Raw genomic sequence first — 18,876 nt, 5'->3', positions numbered from 1 at the left:
GAAACCATCCGGCTGAACCGAACCAGGGCCGTGACTTGCTCACCCGGCGGTTGGCAGTCGTCGATCCGGACGACGGAGGCCGTGTCAGGAGCGGAGCCATGTCATGGCGGCGATCTGGGCGCGTACCCTGACGATCACTTCGGGGGGCAGCGGGGCGTAGCCGAACAGGGACAGGTACGACTGGCCCGCGTTGCCGGCGGTGTAGACCGACCTTGCCCGGCGCCGGCGGATCTCGCGGCGGCCGTGTCCACGGAGGTGCCTTACGGTTCACTCCTACCCTCTGCCGGCAGAAACCCTGCGATGAGGGCCTGGACGAGGGCCCGGGTGTCCATCTCGGGGACGCCGACGGTGATGCGGTCGAAGGTCACTCCGGTCAACAGGGAGCCGAGGGCGTCGAGTTGCTCGTCGGTGGCGGCGGGGTGGACGGCGCGGATCTGGGCGGTGCGGATGCGCAAGGTCACGGCGCGCAGTTCGCGCATGAGAGCGGCCAGCCGAGGGTTGCGGGCGGCCTCCAGGGACAGCTCGAACCGGGCCAGATAGCGGTTGCGTGCCGGGCCGGTCCCATCGTCAATGGCGGCGGTGAGGCTGTCGACGAGGTCCTTGCGGTCGGGTGGCGTCGTCGGTGCGGCCTGCAGGGCGGCGAGCTGCTGGTCCAGGATCCGGTGGGCGATCGCCTCGTAGAGGGCGGACCGGGTGCGGAAGTAATTGGAGGTGGTGCCGACCGGGACGCCGGCGGCCGCGTCGATGGCGCGGTGGGTCACTCCCGCGAGGCCGACCTCGTCGATGAGTCGCATCGCGGTGTCGGCCAGCATTTCGCGTCGATCACTTTCCCTCGGCACGCCTTGACTCTACTACATCGTCGTACTACAACGTAGTACGACGATGTAGTACTACGCCGTAGTGGACTGTTGTCGAGTGAAGGGAACGCCGATGACAACCGGCACCACTCAGGTCCTGGTAGCAGGCGCCGGCCCGACCGGTCTGACTTTGTCCGTCGACCTCGCCCGCCGGGGCATCGATCACCTGCTGGTCGATGCCGGTCAGGCGCCCGCGATTGGATCGCGCGGGAAGGGGCTCCAGCCGCGCAGTCTGGAGGTGCTGGACGATCTGGGCGTGATCGATGAGATCCTGGCCAACGGCACCGTCGGCTTGCCTCTGCGGGTCTACCAGGGACACGAGCTCGCCGTGGAATTGGCCACTGCCACTGCCACGGGAGCACGGCCGGGCGTGCCGTATCCCGACCTGGTGATGTTGCCGGAGTGGCGGGTGGAGCAGATCCTGCGCGACCGGCTGACCGCTCTCGGGGGACAGGTGCTCTACGGCGCCGCACTGAGCGCCTTCACCCAGGACGAGGACGGCGTCACCGCCACGCTGGCCAACGGCCAGATCGTGCGGGCCCGCTACCTGGTCGGCAGCGACGGCGGGCATAGCACCGTCCGGCACCTGCTCGACGCGACGATGGACGGGCGCACCCACGACGACCAGTTCTTCCTGGTCGGCGACGTGAAGATCCAGGGCCTCGCCGCGGACGCCTCCTCCGCCTGGTTCGGCGAGGACGGCTCCTACCTGGCGGTCGCGCCGCTGCCGAACGCCGGCGGCGCCTGGCAGTACCAGGCCAGCGTGCTGCCCGGCGCCGACGGCTCCGTTCCCGAGCCCACCCTGGAGATCTTCCGGGAGCAGTTCAGCTCGCGGTCCGGCCATACCGGGGTGACGCTGACGGACGCCACCTGGCTCTCGCGCTACCGCTTCAACGCCCGGATGGTCCGCCGCTACCGGTACGGTCGCGTCTTCCTGGCCGGTGACGCCGCGCACGTGCACTCCCCAGCGGGCGGCCAGGGCATGAACACCGGCATCCAGGACGCCTACAACCTCGGCTGGAAGCTGGCCGCGGCCCTCGCCGGCGCGTCCGAGGAGATCCTTGACAGCTACGGGGCCGAGCGCATCCCTGTCGCGGCCAAGGTCCTGGCCGACAGCTCCCGCGGCTTCGAATCCGTTTTCGTGCTCAAGGGCTTACGCCGGTTCCTGCGCGACCACGTGCTCTTCCCGCTCATCAAACGGCCCGCCATCATCAGCCGCATGTTGGCCAAGACCAGCCAGCTCGACATCGCCTACCCCGACTCACCCCTGACCGTGGCCGGCGGCCCGCGCCGCGGCCCCAAGGCCGGTGACCGTGCGCCCGACGCCCGCGGCACCACCCCCGACGGCGCCCCGCTCCGCCTCTTCGACGTCACCCGCGGCCCGCACTGGACCCTCCTGGGCTTCGGCGTGGAAACCACCCATCCCCTCGCCACCCTCCACGGCACGCACGTCAGCGTCCTGCAGGTCGCCGACTCCGGCCAGACCGGCTGCCCGAAGGCCCTCATCGGCCAGGAGGCACCCCGGCTCTACCGGGCTCGGCCCGGCACCCTGGTCCTGATCCGCCCCGACGGATACATCGCCGTGCGCAGCGACGACGCCCGGGTCGTGGCCGACTACCTCGACCGGACTCTTTCCCCACCCGCGCGGCCACACCGAGCGCGGTCTGAGAACGCCGGGCGGCGTCGCCAGAGGGTGCGCCGCTAAGGTGAGCAGTGCCGAAGTAGCCCGACGGGCATGGGTGAGGGCACCCGGCGGTTGGGGCTGCCCTCATGCGTACGGCATCGCGAACCTGCAGCCGGAGCGACGTCCGCTCCCTCCGCCTCTCCAGGGTGTTCTGCGCTTCCGAGAGGTGATTTCAGCTCTGCTGAAGCTGAAGGCAGCGGCGAAGGAACGCGATCTGGTCGGTGAGGACATGCTCGCGTGTGGCGGAGTCGGTGTAGACCGGGCGTCCGGTGGCGGAGATAGCCGAACGTCTCGAAGTCTCACGAGCCACCGTCTACCGCTGCCTCAAAACCTAGGTTGTGCGACATTGATTTTGATTTTGAAATCAATTGCCGACAGGCTCGTCCGCGGCTTTCGATGTCGGTCGGACTCCTCAGCGCATCCAAGAGGGCACTGCCGTCTCCGCCCCGACGGTTACATCGCCCTGCGCATCGACGACCCCGCCGTGGTCACCGACCCCCTCCATAGGGTCCTCACGATCGGAAAGGGCGGAAATTGACGGTTCCCCGCATCGTCCTCAACCCTCGGCAAGCGATAACGTTCCCACAGGTCACATCAGGGACAAGACGTTCTTGGAGTGCCATGCTGCACGGGCGTCAGACAGAGCAGGCCGTCATCGGCGGGATACTGGAGGGCCGGTGTGGCGCTCTGGTGGTGCGCGGTGAGGCGGGCATCGGCAAGTCGGCACTCTTGGAGTACACCGCGGCGAAAGCGCGGGCGCGGGTGCTGCGGGTGACCGGTGTCGAATCCGAGGCCGATCTCCCGTTCGCCGCCTTGCACCTGCTGCTCCGTCCGGTCCTCGATCACGTGGAGGCGCTGCCGCCGCAGCAGGCGGAGGCGTTACGCGGCGCGCTCGGCCTCGGCAGCTCCACTCGGGGAGACCGCTTCCTCGTCGGACTGGCGACGCTGAGCCTCCTTGTCGAGCTGTCGGTGGCGGGCCCGGTGGTGTGCCTGGTCGATGACGCGCAGTGGCTGGACGGCGAGTCGGCCGACGCGCTGCTGTTCGCCGCACGCCGCCTGCATGCCGAGCCCGTCGCCGTCCTGTTCGCCGCGCGGGAGGGCGACGGGGCCTTCCCTTCGAGGGGGCTGCCCGAGCTGCGGCTGGGCGGGCTGGACACCGAGGCCGCCAAGAAGCTTCTCGCCGAGCAGGCGGCGGACCTACCGCCGGCCGTCCGCGACCGGCTCGTCGCTGAGGCCCAGGGCAATCCGCTGGCGCTGGTCGAGCTGTCCCGCATGCTCACCGCCGAGCAGCACAAGGGCGCCCTGGTCCCGCTGTCCTTCTCCCTCGGTACGGCGCAGCCGGTGACGGACAGGGTGCTGACCGGTTTCCGCGATCGGATCGCGGCGCTGCCCGACGCCACCCGCTCCTGCTTGCTGGTGGCGGCCCTCGATCACCACGACGAGCTGGACGTGCTCGAACGCGCCGTCGGCCTGCTCGGAGCCTCGCTGGCCGACTTCGCCGCAGCCGAGCGAGCCAGCCTGGTGCGGGTGGGCCTGGGGGGCGTCCTCTTCCGCCATCCGCTGGTGCGTACCGCAGTGCTGCTGGCCTGCGACATCGCCGCCCGGATGGCCGCGCACCGGGCGCTGGCCGAGGCAGTCGACGACGACCGGCGAGCCTGGCACCTGGCTGCCGTCACCCTGCAACCCGACGAAGAGATCGCCGGGAAACTGGAGAGCCTGGCGCTGCGCGCCCGGCAGCGGGGCGGGCAGGCAGCGGTGTCGGCGGCCTATGCGCGGGCGGCCGAGCTGTCGGCCGATCCCGCCGAGGCCGCACGCCGGTGGACGGCCGCCGCCTCGGCCGCGGCCGAGGCGGGCCTGTGGGAGCGCGCGCGTGAGCTGGTGGACCGGGCGCGGCGGCTGGCGGAGGAGGCAACGCCGGCCGTGGCCGTGCTGGCCGAGCTGGCCCAGGTGAGAGCGAAGCTGGAGATCGAGGCGGGCCGGCCGCTGGAGGGTGTCCGCCTGCTCCACGAGGGCGCCGAAGCGGTCGGCGACATGACTGCCAAGTTGTCGTTGCTGAGCCTGGCGGGCTTCTACACCTGGGCCAGTGCAACGCACCCCGACCGGGTCGCGCTGGCCCGCCGTACCGAGGAACTGTGCCCGGACGGCGACGGGCTGGCCGCTGTGGTGCACACGTTCAACCACGCCTTCCGGCTGATCCTCGAGGGGGATGCCGTGACCACGCTCACCTACCCGATGCCGGATCTGTCTGATCGCATACCGTTCGAGGTGCGCTTCATTCTCACCTATCAGGCCGTCGTCCGCGCCGACCTCGACGGCATGCTGGATGGCTCGGCCCGGCTCGTCGAGGACTGCCGGGCGGAGGGACGACTAGGACGCATGCCCCAGGCAATGACGAGCTTCTCCATCGCCCAGCTCATCAGCGGACACCACCAGTCGGCGCGAGCCACCGTGGCCGCGGGTCTGGCCCTGGCCGCCGACGTCGGCCAGCCGCAGTGGAGCAGCTACCTGGCGGGCGTGCACGCCTGGCTGTCCGCGGTCGCCGGCGCGGAAGAGGAATGCGCGGCGATGACCGAGCAGGCGATCCGCGACGCCGGCCACCGCAGGTGGATGCCGGGAGCTTACTGGGTGGAGTACGCGCGGTTGATGCTCGACCTCGGAGCGGGGCGCTACGAGGCGGTGCTCGAGCGGATCGAGCAGGCAGCGACGGGGCCCACACGCCACGCCTTCCTCTGGCGGTACGCCTGGCCCGACTACGTCGAGGCCGCCGCGCGGGCGGGACATCCCCAGCGCGCGACGGAACCGCTGGGCCGGTACGCGGAGTGGGCCCGGGCCACAGGGCAGGCCAGGCCGCTTGCCGTACTGCATCGACTCCATGCGCTGCTGGCTCCAGAAAGCGCGGCCGCAGGATTGTACGAGCGGGCGCTGGCCCTGCACGCCAAGGGCGAGCAGCCCTTCGACGAGGCACGCACCCGCCTGGTCTACGGGGAGTGGCTGCGCCGCCACAAGCGCCGCGCCGAGGCACGCACTCACCTCCAGGCCGCCATGGAGGCCTTCGACCGGCTCGGCGCTGCCCCATGGTCTGCCCGCGCGGCCGCCGAGCTACGCGCCACAGGGCTCTCCCTGCCGGACCGCACCCGCGCCGGAGATCCACTGGCCATGCTGACCCCGCAGGAGCTCCAGGTGATACGGCTGGCCGTCACGGGCGCGTCCAACCGCGAGATCGGCGCGCAGCTGTTCCTGAGCTCCCGCACGGTCGCCTCTCACCTGTACAAGGCATTTCCCAAGCTGGGCGTCTCCTCGCGCGCCGAGCTGACCAGGCTCCCGGGACTGACCTGAGGGTAGGTCACACCCGGCGGTAGATGATCGGCTGCGCGGCGACGCCGTTGGCCTTGAAGTTGGCCAGCACGAAGCTGCGGAAGGTGGGCCGGAAGATCAGGCTGGGCAGGAAGGTTCGCCAGTTCGGCCAGCTCGCGTGGTTGACGAGTCCGTAGCCGGCGGGTTCGCCCTCCAGCGGTTGCATCAGCGCGGAGTTGGGCAGGGCGGTCTTGGCCTGGAACCACCCGGCGGTGTATTCCCACACCTTCAGTAGGGTCTCGCGGTCGTCGGCGTAGAAGTAGTTGAACAGGAAGCAATGGTCCAGGCTGTGGTCCACATCGCCGAGGCGCCCGGCGTTGCCGGCGACGATCTGGTGGGTGCGGCGGGACGCCGTGGCCATGGTGTCGGCAAGCTTTTCGTAGGCGGCGCTCTCGCGCACCGCCAGCGCGGCCTCCACGGACTCGGTGCGGATCAGCACGACGACGTCGTAACGCGCCGGCCGGATACCTCTGGCGGCGAGCAACTCGTCGCCTTCCCCCGGCGTGCGCAAGACGGCGCGGAACACGTTGGCCTCGCGCACCTCGATGCCCGCGGCCAGGGCCTTCAGATGGGCAGGCAGTTGCGTGGGAGGAGAGGCGAAGTAGCCGCCACGCCAGGTGCCGACCTCGCCGGCCAGCATGAGGAAACCATCGCCGGTATTGGGCAGGACGCGAGCCTTGACGGCCAGTTGGTCGTTGATCAGCTGCATGGCGTCGACGCTAGCCAGGGTCCTCGCGGATCGCCTCCGTCACCTGACTGATGTGCTGGACGTGCCCGCCGCCTCCAGTCTCTCGGGGCTGCCGCGGAACCAGCCGGTCGTGACCGCGAACAGCACGCCCGCCGCGAGCAGGCAGACGGCCATCAGGAACCGCGAGGCAGCGGCTCTTGTGTATCGCCTCTGTCAGGTGACTGATGTGCCACGGGCGCCGATCAGTCGCCTGACAGAGGCGAGCGACAGCGCCATCCTCCTAGGGTTCCGGCCATGACCAAACGACCTGAACCCTATTCGGCGACCGTGATGGCGATCCTTGCCGCCGCCTTTTGTGCATGGGCGCTGCTGACCCTACCCATCCAGGGTGCCGTCATCCTCGTGGTGGCCAGCGTGCTGGGCTGGAGCGGCTGGATGGCCTTCAGCTACGCCCGCCCGGTGAAGTCCAGGAAGGTGATCGCTGTCTACCTGTGCGCAGTGGGCTTCCAGCTCATCCACATGGCCGAGGAGTACACCGGCGGCTTCCCCCACGAGATCGTCGAGCTGTTCGACTCGCCACGGGATTGGCCGGAGAAGGAATTCCTGCTTGTCTTCGTCTTCGGCTTCGGCGCGCTCTACTTCTTCGCCGGCGCGGGCGCGCTCTACCGGATCCGGGTGGCCAACTTCTTCCTGTGGTGGTACGCCCTGGGCGCCGGTCTGCTCAACGGTATCGCCCACTTCGTCTTCCCGATCCTCAAGGGCGGTTACTTCCCCGGCCTGTACACCGCCGGCGGCCACTTCATCATGAGCGGCCTGCTGATCTACTTCCTCATCAAGGAGAACCGCCTGCTCAAGGCCGAGGAGCGAGCGGCCGGCCCGATTCAGTCGCTGGTCAGGTAGTGCCGAAGGGTCGGCGCGAGCCAATCGATCACCTCCTCAGTCCGACTACGCCATCCAGGACACGGCTGGACCGCCAACATCCTGTCCGGCGCCCTCGTGCGCGGTGGATCAGTGCCGGTGGACCTGCTACGTGCCATGCAGAGAAGACACGAGCTGCCCGTCGCCGTGATGCAGCGGCTCCAGCTCCTGATGCAGCGGCGGCTGGTCGAGCCCACGCTGCAAGGAGAGGTCGCGAACGTGCCCAGGATGGCCACATTGATGCGGGCGTCGGCCCGGCTCGGCGGACGCTGATGCGGCTGCTGGCCGTCGGCCTCCGGGAAGAAAGCACTCGATGACCATGACTCGACTACGGAGGAGATATGGAACGAATCGTCGTGCAGCCGGTGGGAACGGTCGTCGGTGGACGCGCTGAGGCGTTCGACGACGACTGGAACACCGAGAAGGCGCTGATCCGCCTCGACGGGACCCGTTTCGGGCCGGAGGCGCTCGCCGGGCTGGATGCCTTCTCGCACCTGGAGGTGGTGTTCCAGTTCCATCTTGTGGACCCGTCCTCGATCAACACCTCCGCCCGTCACCCTCGGGGCAACTCGGACTGGCCCAAGGTCGGCATCTTTGCTCAGCGGGGCAGGAACCGCCCGAACCTGCTGGGCGTCTCCCGCTGCCGACTGCTTGCCGTGGACGGCCTGGACATCCATGTCCGCGGCCTGGACGCCGTCGACGGCAGCCCGGTCTTGGACATCAAGCCCTACATGGCCGAGTTCGGCCCGCAGGGCGAGACGGTGCAGCCGGAGTGGGCGACCGAGCTGATGCGCGCCTATTACTGAGCCCGAATGTCAACGATCTTAGGGAGCCCTTCATGTCGAAGACCGTCCTGGTGACCGGCGCCTCCACCGGAATCGGGCGCGCCACCGCGCTGCTGCTGGCCCGCGAGGGCGTCACCGTCTACGCCGGAGTGCGCAAGGAGGCCGATGGCGCCGCGCTCGGCCCCACGGTCACCCCGATCATTCTCGACGTGACCGACGCGGGCCAGATCGCCGCGGCCGCCGAGCGCCTGGGCCACCTGGATGCCCTGGTCAACAACGCCGGCATCGGCGTCACCGGGCCCTTGGAGTTCGTCCCGCTGGACGCGTTGCGCCGGCAGTACGAGGTCAACGTGTTCGGCCAGGTGGCCGTCACCCAGGCGATGCTGCCGAAGCTGCGGGCCTCGCGCGGGCGGGTGATCACGGTCGGCTCGGTGGGCAGCTGGATCACGTTGCCCTTCGGCGGGCCGCTGTGCTCCTCCAAGCACGCCATCCGCTCGCTGAACGACGCGCTGCGCATGGAGCTCAAGCCGTACGGCGTGGCCGCGGTCCTCATCGAACCCGGCTCCATCCACACCGACGCGGTCGACAAGCTGGAAGACGAGGTCGAACCCCGCCTGGCCTCCCTCGGCCCCGAGGGCAGGCGCCTGTACGGCACCGCCTACCGCACCATGACCACCGCCGGGCTCAAGGAGGAGCGTTCCGGCTCCAGCCCCGACGTGGTCGCCCAGGCGGTCCTGCACGCCCTGACCGCCCGCAAGCCCCGCTCCCGCTACCCGGTCGGCAAGAAGTCACGCCTGATGAGCACGCTCGGCCGCATCGTCCCTCAATACACCCTCGACCGCCTGCGCCTGCGCGCGCTCGGACTGTCCTGAACGGAGCACCCCATGACCCAGCTCGCCGGAGCCGACGCCCTGACCGCCCTCGACCCCGTCTTCGCCCAGTGCGCTGTCGGCGCCGGCCATAACCTCTGGGGCCTGGCCCACCTCACCACGCGAGAGAAGGCCTTCACCTGCCTGACCGCCGACCTGTGCCACCCCCACCTCGACCTGCCCCTGGCGATGCACGTGCAGATGGCTCTGGCCAATGGCGTCGAGCCGGAGGCCGTCAGGGAGCTCTACCGGCACCTGGCGCCCTACGTGGGCTACCCGATCGTGGTCACCGCCTTCCAACGCCTGACCGAGCTCGGCCTGCCCGCGGCGCAGGACGACAAGCCCGTCGAACCCACCCCGCTGACCGGACCGCTCGCGAGAGCCGTACGCGCCCTGGAGGACATAGACCCCGGTCTGGCCGCCTTCACCGAGGACCAGTTCGCCCAGCGCTGGGCCCGCCCGCATCTCAGCGTCCGCGAACGCGCGCTCGCCTGCCTGGTCGTGGACGTCTTCTACCAGACGCTCGGCGAATCCCTGCGCCTGCACGCCGAGCTGGCCAGGTCGGCCGGGGCCACCGACGAGACCCTGCGCGATCTGCTCCGTGGTGTGGCCGAGTTCGGCATGCCGAGGGTCTGGGCCGCCGCGCAGGCGTTGCTCCCGCAGCCTAGGGAGGGCGCATGAGTGTGGTGATAGCCGGAGGTGGTCCGGCCGGGATGATGGTCGGCCTCCTGCTGGCCCGTGCCGGGGTCGAGGTGACCGTCCTGCGGACCAGAATCGCCCCCCTCCTCGATCTCCGGCTCTTCCGCCACCGCTGGACGTCGTCCTCGCCGACGGCGGCGACGCCGTACAGCGAGGGCGTCCCGTCCAGCGTTCATCTGGTGGGCCGCGAAGGTCGAGGCAACGGTCCGGGGCGCTCGTGGACTCTATGAAGCGAGGAGGTGTTCCATGGGGAACCGCAAGCAGGCCCGGGACGAGGAGTTCCGCGGGTTTGTGATGAGCTGCTGGTCGCGGCTCATGCGTATGGCGTACCTGCTGACGGGCCAGCAGCAGGCTGCCGAGGATCTCGTGCAGTCGTCGCTGGAACGGGCGTACGCGTCGTGGCGTACGGTGAGCTCCGCCGACGACCCTCATGCCTACGTGCGCCGCATATTGATCAACCTGCACGCCCGGCGCCACCGCAGGGGCCTCAAGGAGTTCCTGTCCGCGCGAGATGACGCCTCGCTCGGGGAGCTTGGCGACGGACCTGCGCGGGGGGACACGATGGCGCAGGCCGAGGACCGGTCGATGTTACTGCGTGCCCTGGCTCAGCTGCCCACGCGGCAGCGGGAGGCGGTGGTGCTGCGCTATTGGGAGGACCTGACGGAGACGCAGGCGGCCGCGGCGATGGGCTGCTCGGTCGGCACGGTCAAGAGCAACGCGGCCAAGGGCATCGCCAAGCTCCGGGAGGTACCCGGCCTGATGGACACGATGATGAGCGGAGGGCGGAGATGACGGGCGGCGAGCGCGAGATGACCGGCCAGGGCATTGCCCTGCTGCTGAGGGAGGCGGCCGACGAGGTCGAGTTGGGGGCGGTGCCGTACGCGGAAGTGGTGCGTGGAGGCAAGCGCCGTAAGGCGCGCCGTTGGGCGGCCACAGCGGTGTCGGCGCTGGCGCTGGCGGGATGCGCGGGGTTGCTCGCCGCGAACCTGGCGCCCACCCGGCTGCAGGGGCAGGAACAGGTGGCCACGCAGGTCACGGGTCCGCCCGAGGAGCGGCACGTCTACTCGCCGTTGGTGATGCATCTGGCCGATGTCGGCAAGAAGCGGGTCTTCATGGAGGTCTGGGGCGCGCCGCGCACCGACGCGGAGTTGCGCGTGCAGAAGGCGCGCCTGATCGAGAAGGGATTGTGGGATGAGCGAAGGTACGACCCCCACAAGATCGGGGACGTCTGGCACCTCGTCTACATGTCCGACGCCTCGGGCGGCAAGCGAGAGATGCTGAGCCACGGTGTAGGGGCTAGGGATTCCGGCTCCTTCAGCTATACGAAGAAGGTGGGTTCGCGCTACCTCGTCTGGGGAAACGTCTCCGAGGACGTGAAGCGGATCGTCTACAACTGGAGGAGCGGGGACGTCGAGGCGAGGATCGTCCAGGTGCCGATACTCAACCAGCGCTGGTTCGTGTTGCAGAGCGGCAGCGGCGACAAGCTGGAGTCGGTCACCACGTACGACGCGCAGAACCGGCCGAAGGTCGACTGGGAGTAGACGATGGAACGGGACGCCCCATGTCCGAGGCGTCCCGTTCCACGAACGGACGAAGCGAGCGTCCCGGTCGGGATGGTCGTTGAACACCTGGGCCGGGATGGCGACCACGCCGGCCGGCCGCGTTCGGCACGGCGCGATCCAGCCGGAGGAACTACTCCAGGTTCGTGGCCGAGGGTTCCTCGAAGAAGCGGCGATACCGGGCGGCCTGCTCATCAGAGAGAACTCGAATGGGATGGCCCAGGACTCATGCCCAGCAAATTGGCCGAACCGGGGCAGTCATGAGCGCGAAGCGGTATCTGTATGTCGAGTGAAGCGGGGCGAGCGGTGAGCGAGCTGGGCGAGGAGGAGACATGGGATCCCGGGGTGGAGCGCTGGCGGGGCGAGGGCGACCACGTCCTGCCGGCATCCCTCCGCTCCCTGCCTCTTCCCTGGGACGGGCCCTGGTCCGAGATCGAGCGGTCGGACCGGACGCCGGAGCGGCTCGTCGAGGCACAGCACGTACTGACCGTGCTCCTCGACGACCCCGCGCTCGCGCCGTCCGTGCCCGAGCCTCCCTCCCCTGGTCTGCTGCTCCACGCGTGGGAGGAACTGGAGCGGGAGGTCTGGGCGCGCATGCCCCGTACCGGGGCCGTGACCTGGAGTGGTGTCGATCTGCTCGTAAGGGAGAAGCGGGAACGAGGCGGGCTGTACGTCCTTCAGGAGCGGGCGCTGTCGCACATCGAGGCCGTCATGCTGAACCTGATCAGGCGTACCCGGGACGACATCGCGGATTCGGTGTTCCGCTGGCTGGCCATGGATCCGGAGCCGCGACGGTTTGCCGAGTGGGCGGTGGACATGGCTGGGCGCTGTGTGGTGGCGGGCATCGGCTCGGACATGGCGATCGAGCTGCTCGGGTCGATCGGTACGGGCGAGTCGCCGTTGTAGACGCGGTTGGCCCGGATGCGAGGCGGATGAACCACGGGTTTGTGTGTCGAGTGCGGGTGGAGCAACGTGACGGTGGAGGACATCGCTGCGGCGGCGAACGTGTCCGTCCGCACCTTCCGCAACTACTTCTCGCGCAAGGCTGAGGCGATTACCGCCAGCCACCTGGAACGCGTGCTGCGGATCGCCGACGAGTTGCGAGTCCGGCCGGTCACCGAGCATCTGTGGGACTCGATCGTGAGTGCGGTGCAGGCCCAACTCGCACCGGGCGAGGGCAACGATGGCGGGCCTCCCCACGACTAGCGTTGGCGGGATGCGCTCCGGCTCCTGCTGGCCGAGCCGACGCTGCAGGGCGAGGTCCTCAAGGCGAACGCGGCCGCACAGGATGAGTTGGCCAAGGCGATCGCCGAGCGCACCGGCACCAACGTGGCACATGACGTCTACCCGAAACTGGTCGCCGCCGTGATCGGCGCGGGCATGGCCGTGGCCGTGGAGCACTGCCTGAGCGCCGATCCGCCGATTCCGCTCGCGCCGCTGCTGCGCGAGGTGTTCGGCCAGCTCGCCGCGGGCCTTCCCGTTCCGTAAGCGTCAGGAGATCTTGCCGAGTCCGCGTGCGAGCACCGACGCGGTGGAGGCAATGACGCGGTCATCGTGCTTGGCGTCGACCACGTTCCGGTGGGTGTAGATCGCGATGATCAGGGGTGCACCGGACGGCGGCCAGGCGATCGCGATGCCGCTGGCGGCAGCGTAAGGAACGGCGCCGCCTCCGGTCTTGTCGCCGATGGTCCAGTCTCTGGGGAGCCCGGCTCGGATGCGCTCCGCTGATGGTTTTGCCCGTTCCAGTGTCGATCGCGAGCGCGCCGATGCGGCCCTGGTAGGCACTCTCCAGTCGGCGCAGCTCCTTGCTGACCTCGGCATCTCCCCAGATCGCGGGAGCACTGGAATGGGCGGCGGGCTGCTCGGTGATGCCGGTGCGCGCCGCGTGCTCGACAACGCAGCGGCCGAGGCGCTCAACAGCACCATCAAGGTCGAGTACGTGCACCGCCACCGGTTCCGCACCAGGGCCGAGGCTCGTCTAAAGATTGCGACCTGGATCGCGGACTTCTACAACACCACCCGGCGGCACAGTGCCAACGACGGCCTGGCGCCCATCACATTCGAGCGTCACATGATCGAGAAGAGGAAAGCCTCATCGGCCCTGGTGCGGACCGCTGTGGCATAACACCGTCTCCACGTACGCTCGCCCCGCGGCTCCAGGCCGACCTCTATCAGGTCCGGCTCAAGCCCGGCACCGACGCCAAGGCCTACGCCCAGGCGGTCAAGGCCGCCGACCCCGGCCTGCGCGCGGAGATCGACGCGGACAACGGCGAGTCCATCGACACCGCCACCGTGGTCGGCTTCTCCTCGGTATTCGCCGTACTGCTCACGCTTGTGGCGGCACTGGGCGTCTTCAACACCGTCCTGCTGAACACCAGGGAACGACGCCGCGACCTGGGCATGCTCAAATCGATCGGCATGACGCCGTGGCAGGTCACGGCGATGACGACGACCTCCATGGCGTTGCTGGGCGCGGCCTCCGGGCTGCTGGGCATCCCGCTCGGGATGGCTGGACACCGCATCGTCGTGGACAACGTGGGCTCAGTCGTCTTCCCCGACTCCGTGAAGGCCGTCTAGCACGTGCCGCAACTGGTCCTGCTGGCGTCGGCGGGCGTCACGATCGCCGTCCTCGGCGCGCTGCTCCCAGCCAGGTCGGCGGCACGCCTGACGATCGCCAAGGTTCTGCACAGCGAGTAGATCCCCGTCATCACCACCTGCTTCTGGCCGGCCCGTGGACCGACGACACCCCAGCCGCCGGTCCACGAGCCGCCACAGCCCGCGCACCATGGGCAAGGCGCCCGTGAGCTTCCTCCTGCGCCGCCCCATCCCGACCTCCCCAAACCGCGGCTTAGCGTGCGATCCAGTTCCATTGCATGAGCCCGGGTCGCCTACTTCGACGCCGCCGACCACGCCGGTGCCAGGGCTGTCAGTGCCCGTGACCTCACCCACCTCGGCCACCGCCGGCACCCCGCCAGCCATCGCTTCGGAGCCGCGCTACGGCTGCGCAGACCAGGGTTCGACCGGGTACGGACAATGGACCGAATCGGCCTGGCCGCCGCACTACTCGACGAAGGCGACCTCGAACGGGCCGCTGCCGCCGACCACCAGGCCTTGGAGAGCGCCGGCATGCAATCGACCCTCGTAGGATCCAGGCTCAACACCCTCCTTTCCTCGGCAAACCGCCACCACACCCCGAGATCGCTGAACTCCACTCCCGCGCCGCGGACGCCGCGGCCCGGGCGCCGGTCACCTCAAGGGTCGCTGCCTGATCATGCCTGACACGTGTGTCCCCTACGTTCTGCATGAACGGGGCTGGGCGCGTGAACGAAAGGCCCTTGAGCCCCGCCTCGCGTCAACCGGCGAGGTGCTCCGGCCGTACGCCCATGCCGATGAAACGGCCCATGACGTGGCGCAGCGGCGGTAGGGCCCTGAAAGCGGTGAAGATCGGCGGCACGTGTTCGGACGTGTCGTCGCGAAGGTCCTTGGGGTACAGATCGCGCAGGATGCCGAGCTGGAAGGCTTGCGTTATCTGCGCGGCGCGCTGCCTGCGCGACTGGACGCCGGCCAGGTCGTCCTCGCTGGGGACCCCCGGACGGAGGAGAGCGGGGCTAAGCAGGTTGGCGGTGGCCACCGCGTCCTGGATCGCCAAATTGATCCCCACGCCGCCCGCCGGTGACATGGCATGCGCGGCGTCACCGATGCACAGCACTCCCGGCTGATGCCACCGAGGCAGCCGGGCGACCCTCACCGTCAGCTGATGTACCTGGTCCCAGCTGTCGATCTGCTCGACGCGATCGCGCAGGGCGGGCGCCAGACCGGCGACCCGTTCCCTGAAGGCGGGCAGTCCCGCCTGCTTGATCGTGGCGAACGCGGCCGCTGGGATCGCGTAGGCGAGCTGCCAGAACTCGCCCCGGTCGATGGAGATCAGTGCGCCCCTGCCGCCCTGGAAGAAGGGCATCTCGTCGCCTTCGCGACGGGGGAGGTGGAACCACAGCACGTCCATGGGAGGCGAGCCGGCCACGGGTTCCAGGCCGGCCTTCGTGCGGATGGTGGAGTGGCGGCCGTCCGCGGCGATCACCAGGTCGGCTCGCACCTCGACTGGCCCCTCGGCGGTGGTCGCCCGCACACCGACCGCTCGCCCGTCCGCCGTGATCAGATCTGTCGCCTCGGTGCTGCGCAGCAGGCGGAAGGAGGGATACGCTTGCGCCTTGCCGGCCAGGAAGTCGAGCACGTCCCACTGCGGCATGAAGGCGATGTAGGGGCAGCGCACCTTCAACCGGCTGAAGTCCGCGAAGGTGACGGCCTGGCCGCCCAGGTTCACGGTGACGTCGGGCATCTTGGTGTGTGGCAGGCGCAGGAACTCCTCGATCCACCCCAGCTCGGAGATGAGCTCCAGCGTGGAGGGGTGGACGGTGTCACCCCTGAAGTCCCTGAGGAAATCGGCGTGCCCCGACACCCAAGACATCCTCGCCGACCCCGGGGGCACCGACCCCGGCACGAGGCCGCGAACCTGATCACGAACGTGGCCACCACCGACGCCACCGTGCCCGACACGGCGATGACCGCCACCATCCATCAGCACCTGGCCCGGCGCGGCCTGCTACCCGCCGAGCACTACCTGGATGCCGGCTACTCCTCAGCCGAGCATGGCGGCGCTTGTGATCCACCGCGAATGGATTTCAAGCGTGACGGAGCCACACTCGTGATCAAATGCCGAACGCTGGCACTGGTACAGCTTGACACCTTAGGCAGATCGGATGTCTGCGATCGTCGGATTAGAAGGCCGGCGCAGGTCACCGTGCACCCGATAAGGCCCGCTCGGGCGGCGGCTGGTCGGCGTCGACGGTGAGCACGTGGGTGAAGAAGTCCTTCACCTTGCTCACCACGCCGGGACCGTAGTGGCCGACGCCCGGCACGACGTCGTAGCGGACCGGGATGTCGTGCCGTTCGAGGCTGCGCCGCAGAGCCTGCAGCCGTATGGTGCGCGGGACCCCCTCGTCGTTGACGCCGGGGATCCAGGCGGGATGGCCCGCGGGCACGCTGTTCGACTGGGTCCCCGTGTCGTCGGCGCCGATCACCAGGTGCATGGCCGTACCGCTGAGCGCGGCCGGATCCACCTTTCTGCCCAGCGTTGCCTCGGCTCCCGCAACGCCCGCAGGCCACGGTAGGTCCTCGTCGAGCAGGGTTACCGCGCCCGGCGCGCCGATCGAGGCCGCGCGGACCCGCTCCGGATGCAGGTACACGAACCGGTGCGCGAACTGGCCGCCGCCCGAATAGCCGAACAGCAGGAACCTGCTCCCGTTGACCCGGTAGCAGGCGGAGATCTCCTCGACCATGGCGAGTAGGACCTCGTCGAAGCGGATCCCCCGGTGTTCGAGGTACTTGTAGCCGTCGAACTCGCCGGGGTCGGGGATGCCGACGGGGAACAGTGGCGCGAGCACGATGCAGTCGTTGGCCCTGCCGAAGTCCTCGAAGGAGTCCCGGTATGACTGGACGTCCCGTTCGGTGCCGTGGACGAGCACGACGAGCGAGTAGACAGTGTCCCCTTCTGGCGCGTAGTCGTCGGGGACGTACAGGCAGTAGGAGAAGCGTTGGTCGTACTGGCACGCGTACAGCGGCGTGCGACCTATGTCGTACACGGAGAGTTTGCGCGATCGGTGCATGATCCCTCGTATCAGGGAGAGGGGTGGGACAGGTGGGATGGCAGCACGTAGCGGGGTACCGCCGCGTGCACGGACGACCAGCCGCCGTGCACGCACTGGTTCACGGTGACCTCGGCGACCGCGCCGAGCAGCTCGTACGCCTCACCGGGCCGGTAGCCGCACTCCTCGACCAGCCTGCGCCGGAGCTCGGTCATGGCCGAGCGGAGGTTTTGGTCGACGCTCACGCCGTGGGCACAGCCTACGGTGCCGATCCGGTGCGGCTCGTCGAGGTACGGCCCGGCCATCGCCCGGCCCGTCCCCGGCAGCAGGTCGACCCTCACGGTGACCTCGGCGCCGGCCTCCAGCGCGGTGCCGGTGATCTCGGCGTCGCCCATGAGCGCATGCACGTCCCCGAGAGACACCAGCCCGCCAGGCACCTCCACCGGCAGGACGAGCACACTGCCGGGCCGCAGCGCCTGGCAGTCCATGTTGCCGCCGCAGCGGGCGTGTGACAGCAGCGAGGGGAAGGCAGGACCCGCGGAGGCCACTCCGAGCGTGCCGACCATGGGCCTGGCCGGCAGCGCCAGACGGCCCAGCGAGGTCGGGAACCACACGGTGTCGCCTTCCACGGCGCACACGCGGGTGTCCCCGAACGGCAGGTCGAGCTCGGGATCGGCGTGGAGCACCGTCACGGCCCGCGCGCCGAGGCTGATCTGCCCGACGGTGATCGCCAGCGCGTCGCCAGGGACGGCGCCGCTGACTGCGACGGGGCCGGACACCGGGTTGAACGCGCCGACCAGCTCGATCAGCTCGGCCTCGGTGCGGAAGCGCTGCTCGGGCGAGCTCAGCAGGTTGGAGAAGCAGTCGAGTGTCTCGAAGACCAGGCTGGTCCCGCTGCCGACCTCGACCACTGCGGGCTCGCCGCTGTCGTAGGCGAACCGGCGTGGACCCGCCGGCACCCGCACGGCCGTCGCCAGGTCACCCATGGGCCGGCTCCAGCGCGACCTGCCCGCCGTACACGGCAGGGACGGTCTCGTTCGGCGCGTTGAGCGCGCCGCGGGCCTGGTCGAGCGCGCCCCGGTCGAGCTCGACCATGACCAGGCCGGTGCCGTCCTCCGCGCACGCGAGCACGCGGCCCCACGGGTCGACGGCCAGGCTGTGGCCGTGGGTGACGAACCCGTCGGGGCTGACACCCTCCTGCGCGGGGGCCAGGACGTAGCAGAGGTTCTCGATCGCCCTGGCGCGCAGCAGCGGCTCCCAGTGGACGGCGCCGGTGACGGCGGAGAAGTTGGACGGCACGCACAGCACATCCGCGCCCGAGCGGGCCAGCGCCCGGTACAGCTCAGGGAAGCGCAGGTCGTAGCAGATCGACAGGCCGAAGGTGAACCCGCGGTAGGAGACGGTGACCAGGCGCTCGCCCGGGGTGGTGTAGGCACCCTCGTCCTCGTCCACCTCGGCGGTCCGCAGCCGGAACAGGTGCACCTTTCGGTACTCGGCGGCCGGCTCGCCGCCGGGGCCGACGAAGACGGAGGCGTTGTACGGCCTGCCCGGATCGCCGGAGGCGAGCCAGAGCCCGCCGGCCAGGACAGCGATCCCGTGCCTGGCCGCCCGCTCGGACAGCAGCGACAGCGTGGGCCCCGTCCTGTCCTCGACATGCTCGGCCGAGAGCGGGCCCCGGTAGGAGCACGCCTCGGGGAACAGGACGAGCTCCGCGCCCTGACCGGCCGCCCGGTCGAGCGTGGCCGCCATCCGGCGGAGGTTGTCGGCCCTGTCCTGCCCCGAGGACATCTGGGCCATGGCGATGCGCATGGATCTCCGTTC

21 protein-coding genes and 2 pseudogenes are annotated in these 18,876 nt (G+C 69.6%); 16 read left to right on the top strand and 7 right to left on the bottom strand.

Annotation, left to right across the window (positions count from 1 at the left end):
- Positions 1-260: 260 nt before the first annotated feature.
- Positions 261-812, bottom strand: coding sequence for a TetR/AcrR family transcriptional regulator (locus tag ACFSKW_RS29020; RefSeq protein ID WP_379575636.1), 552 nt, complete (start codon positions 810-812; stop codon positions 261-263).
- A 118-nt stretch (positions 813-930) separates the two neighbouring features.
- On the opposite strand from ACFSKW_RS29020, the gene ACFSKW_RS29015 reads away from it, so the two are divergent.
- From ACFSKW_RS29015 to ACFSKW_RS29005, 3 genes and pseudogenes are all read left to right on the top strand, one after another.
- Positions 931-2,562: an FAD-dependent monooxygenase gene (locus ACFSKW_RS29015; RefSeq protein ID WP_379575635.1), complete on the top strand. Its 1,632-nt coding sequence runs from the start codon at positions 931-933 to the stop codon at positions 2,560-2,562.
- 245 nt (positions 2,563-2,807) lie between these two features.
- Positions 2,808-2,876 (top strand): annotated as a pseudogene (locus ACFSKW_RS29010) (helix-turn-helix domain-containing protein); the annotation flags it as partial.
- Positions 2,877-3,162: 286 nt separating this feature from the next.
- Positions 3,163-5,877 carry a LuxR C-terminal-related transcriptional regulator gene (locus ACFSKW_RS29005; protein ID WP_379575634.1) on the top strand — a complete coding sequence of 905 codons (2,715 nt, stop codon included), beginning with the start codon at positions 3,163-3,165 and terminating at the stop codon, positions 5,875-5,877.
- A gap of 7 nt (positions 5,878-5,884) precedes the next feature.
- On the opposite strand, the gene ACFSKW_RS29000 is transcribed toward ACFSKW_RS29005, so the two are convergent.
- On the bottom strand, positions 5,885-6,604 hold the full coding sequence (locus ACFSKW_RS29000) for a hypothetical protein (RefSeq protein WP_379575633.1): 720 nt from the start codon (positions 6,602-6,604) through the stop codon (positions 5,885-5,887).
- 273 nt (positions 6,605-6,877) lie between these two features.
- On the opposite strand from ACFSKW_RS29000, the gene ACFSKW_RS28995 reads away from it, so the two are divergent.
- From ACFSKW_RS28995 to ACFSKW_RS28945, 11 genes and pseudogenes are all read left to right on the top strand, one after another.
- On the top strand, positions 6,878-7,483 hold the full coding sequence (locus tag ACFSKW_RS28995; RefSeq protein WP_379575632.1) for an HXXEE domain-containing protein: 606 nt from the start codon (positions 6,878-6,880) through the stop codon (positions 7,481-7,483).
- A 135-nt stretch (positions 7,484-7,618) separates the two neighbouring features.
- Positions 7,619-7,774: a hypothetical protein gene (locus ACFSKW_RS28990; RefSeq protein ID WP_379575631.1), complete on the top strand. Its 156-nt coding sequence runs from the start codon at positions 7,619-7,621 to the stop codon at positions 7,772-7,774.
- 68 nt (positions 7,775-7,842) lie between these two features.
- Positions 7,843-8,307 carry an SAM-dependent methyltransferase gene (locus ACFSKW_RS28985; RefSeq protein ID WP_379575630.1) on the top strand — a complete coding sequence of 155 codons (465 nt, stop codon included), beginning with the start codon at positions 7,843-7,845 and terminating at the stop codon, positions 8,305-8,307.
- A 32-nt stretch (positions 8,308-8,339) separates the two neighbouring features.
- On the top strand, positions 8,340-9,158 hold the full coding sequence (locus ACFSKW_RS28980; RefSeq protein WP_379575629.1) for an SDR family oxidoreductase: 819 nt from the start codon (positions 8,340-8,342) through the stop codon (positions 9,156-9,158).
- A 12-nt stretch (positions 9,159-9,170) separates the two neighbouring features.
- Positions 9,171-9,836, top strand: coding sequence for a carboxymuconolactone decarboxylase family protein (locus ACFSKW_RS28975; RefSeq protein WP_379575628.1), 666 nt, complete (start codon positions 9,171-9,173; stop codon positions 9,834-9,836).
- Positions 9,833-10,084, top strand: coding sequence for an FAD-dependent monooxygenase (locus ACFSKW_RS28970; protein WP_379575627.1), 252 nt, complete (start codon positions 9,833-9,835; stop codon positions 10,082-10,084). The genes ACFSKW_RS28975 and ACFSKW_RS28970 overlap by 4 nt, the downstream gene beginning before the upstream one ends.
- A gap of 16 nt (positions 10,085-10,100) precedes the next feature.
- On the top strand, positions 10,101-10,646 hold the full coding sequence (locus ACFSKW_RS28965; RefSeq protein ID WP_379575626.1) for a SigE family RNA polymerase sigma factor: 546 nt from the start codon (positions 10,101-10,103) through the stop codon (positions 10,644-10,646).
- Positions 10,643-11,395 (top strand): hypothetical protein, encoded by a 753-nt coding sequence (locus ACFSKW_RS28960; RefSeq protein WP_379575625.1) that lies wholly within the window; start codon positions 10,643-10,645, stop codon positions 11,393-11,395. The genes ACFSKW_RS28965 and ACFSKW_RS28960 overlap by 4 nt, the downstream gene beginning before the upstream one ends.
- 300 nt (positions 11,396-11,695) lie before the next feature.
- Positions 11,696-12,319, top strand: a complete 624-nt coding sequence (locus tag ACFSKW_RS28955; RefSeq protein ID WP_379575624.1) for a hypothetical protein — start codon at positions 11,696-11,698, stop codon at positions 12,317-12,319.
- A gap of 39 nt (positions 12,320-12,358) precedes the next feature.
- Positions 12,359-12,619, top strand: coding sequence for a TetR/AcrR family transcriptional regulator (locus ACFSKW_RS28950; protein ID WP_379575623.1), 261 nt, complete (start codon positions 12,359-12,361; stop codon positions 12,617-12,619).
- Positions 12,620-12,634: 15 nt separating this feature from the next.
- Positions 12,635-12,901 (top strand): annotated as a pseudogene (locus ACFSKW_RS28945) (acyl-CoA-like ligand-binding transcription factor); the annotation flags it as partial.
- A 3-nt stretch (positions 12,902-12,904) separates the two neighbouring features.
- Here the strand turns inward: ACFSKW_RS28945 and ACFSKW_RS28940 are convergent.
- Positions 12,905-13,234, bottom strand: a complete 330-nt coding sequence (locus ACFSKW_RS28940) for a serine hydrolase (RefSeq protein ID WP_379575622.1) — start codon at positions 13,232-13,234, stop codon at positions 12,905-12,907.
- Between ACFSKW_RS28940 and ACFSKW_RS28935 the strand changes: the two genes are divergently transcribed.
- The gene (locus ACFSKW_RS28935; RefSeq protein WP_379575621.1) at positions 13,128-13,538 is read left to right on the top strand and encodes an integrase core domain-containing protein; all 411 of its coding nucleotides are present in this window, start codon (positions 13,128-13,130) and stop codon (positions 13,536-13,538) included. The genes ACFSKW_RS28940 and ACFSKW_RS28935 overlap by 107 nt on opposite strands.
- Positions 13,539-13,705: 167 nt before the next feature.
- The gene (locus ACFSKW_RS28930; protein ID WP_379575620.1) at positions 13,706-13,990 is read left to right on the top strand and encodes an FtsX-like permease family protein; all 285 of its coding nucleotides are present in this window, start codon (positions 13,706-13,708) and stop codon (positions 13,988-13,990) included.
- 775 nt (positions 13,991-14,765) lie between these two features.
- Here the strand turns inward: ACFSKW_RS28930 and ACFSKW_RS28925 are convergent.
- From ACFSKW_RS28925 to ACFSKW_RS28910, 4 genes are all read right to left on the bottom strand, one after another.
- On the bottom strand, positions 14,766-15,869 hold the full coding sequence (locus ACFSKW_RS28925) for an FAD-dependent oxidoreductase (RefSeq protein ID WP_379575619.1): 1,104 nt from the start codon (positions 15,867-15,869) through the stop codon (positions 14,766-14,768).
- A 337-nt stretch (positions 15,870-16,206) separates the two neighbouring features.
- Complete coding sequence (locus ACFSKW_RS28920; protein WP_379575618.1) at positions 16,207-17,052, bottom strand: hypothetical protein; 846 nt, start codon at positions 17,050-17,052, stop codon at positions 16,207-16,209.
- A gap of 35 nt (positions 17,053-17,087) precedes the next feature.
- Entirely contained in the window at positions 17,088-18,041 is a 954-nt protein-coding gene (locus tag ACFSKW_RS28915) for an acetamidase/formamidase family protein (protein WP_379575617.1), read from the bottom strand.
- Entirely contained in the window at positions 18,034-18,864 is an 831-nt protein-coding gene (locus tag ACFSKW_RS28910; RefSeq protein ID WP_379575616.1) for a carbon-nitrogen hydrolase family protein, read from the bottom strand. The genes ACFSKW_RS28915 and ACFSKW_RS28910 overlap by 8 nt, the downstream gene beginning before the upstream one ends.
- Positions 18,865-18,876: the final 12 nt, after the last annotated feature.

Source organism: Nonomuraea mangrovi, assembly GCF_042681425.1.
In the GTDB taxonomy this organism is placed as follows: Bacteria; Actinomycetota; Actinomycetes; order Streptosporangiales; family Streptosporangiaceae; genus Nonomuraea; species Nonomuraea mangrovi.
Note: the sequence above shows the minus strand (reverse complement) of the source record. Positions and strands in the feature narration are given on the sequence as shown.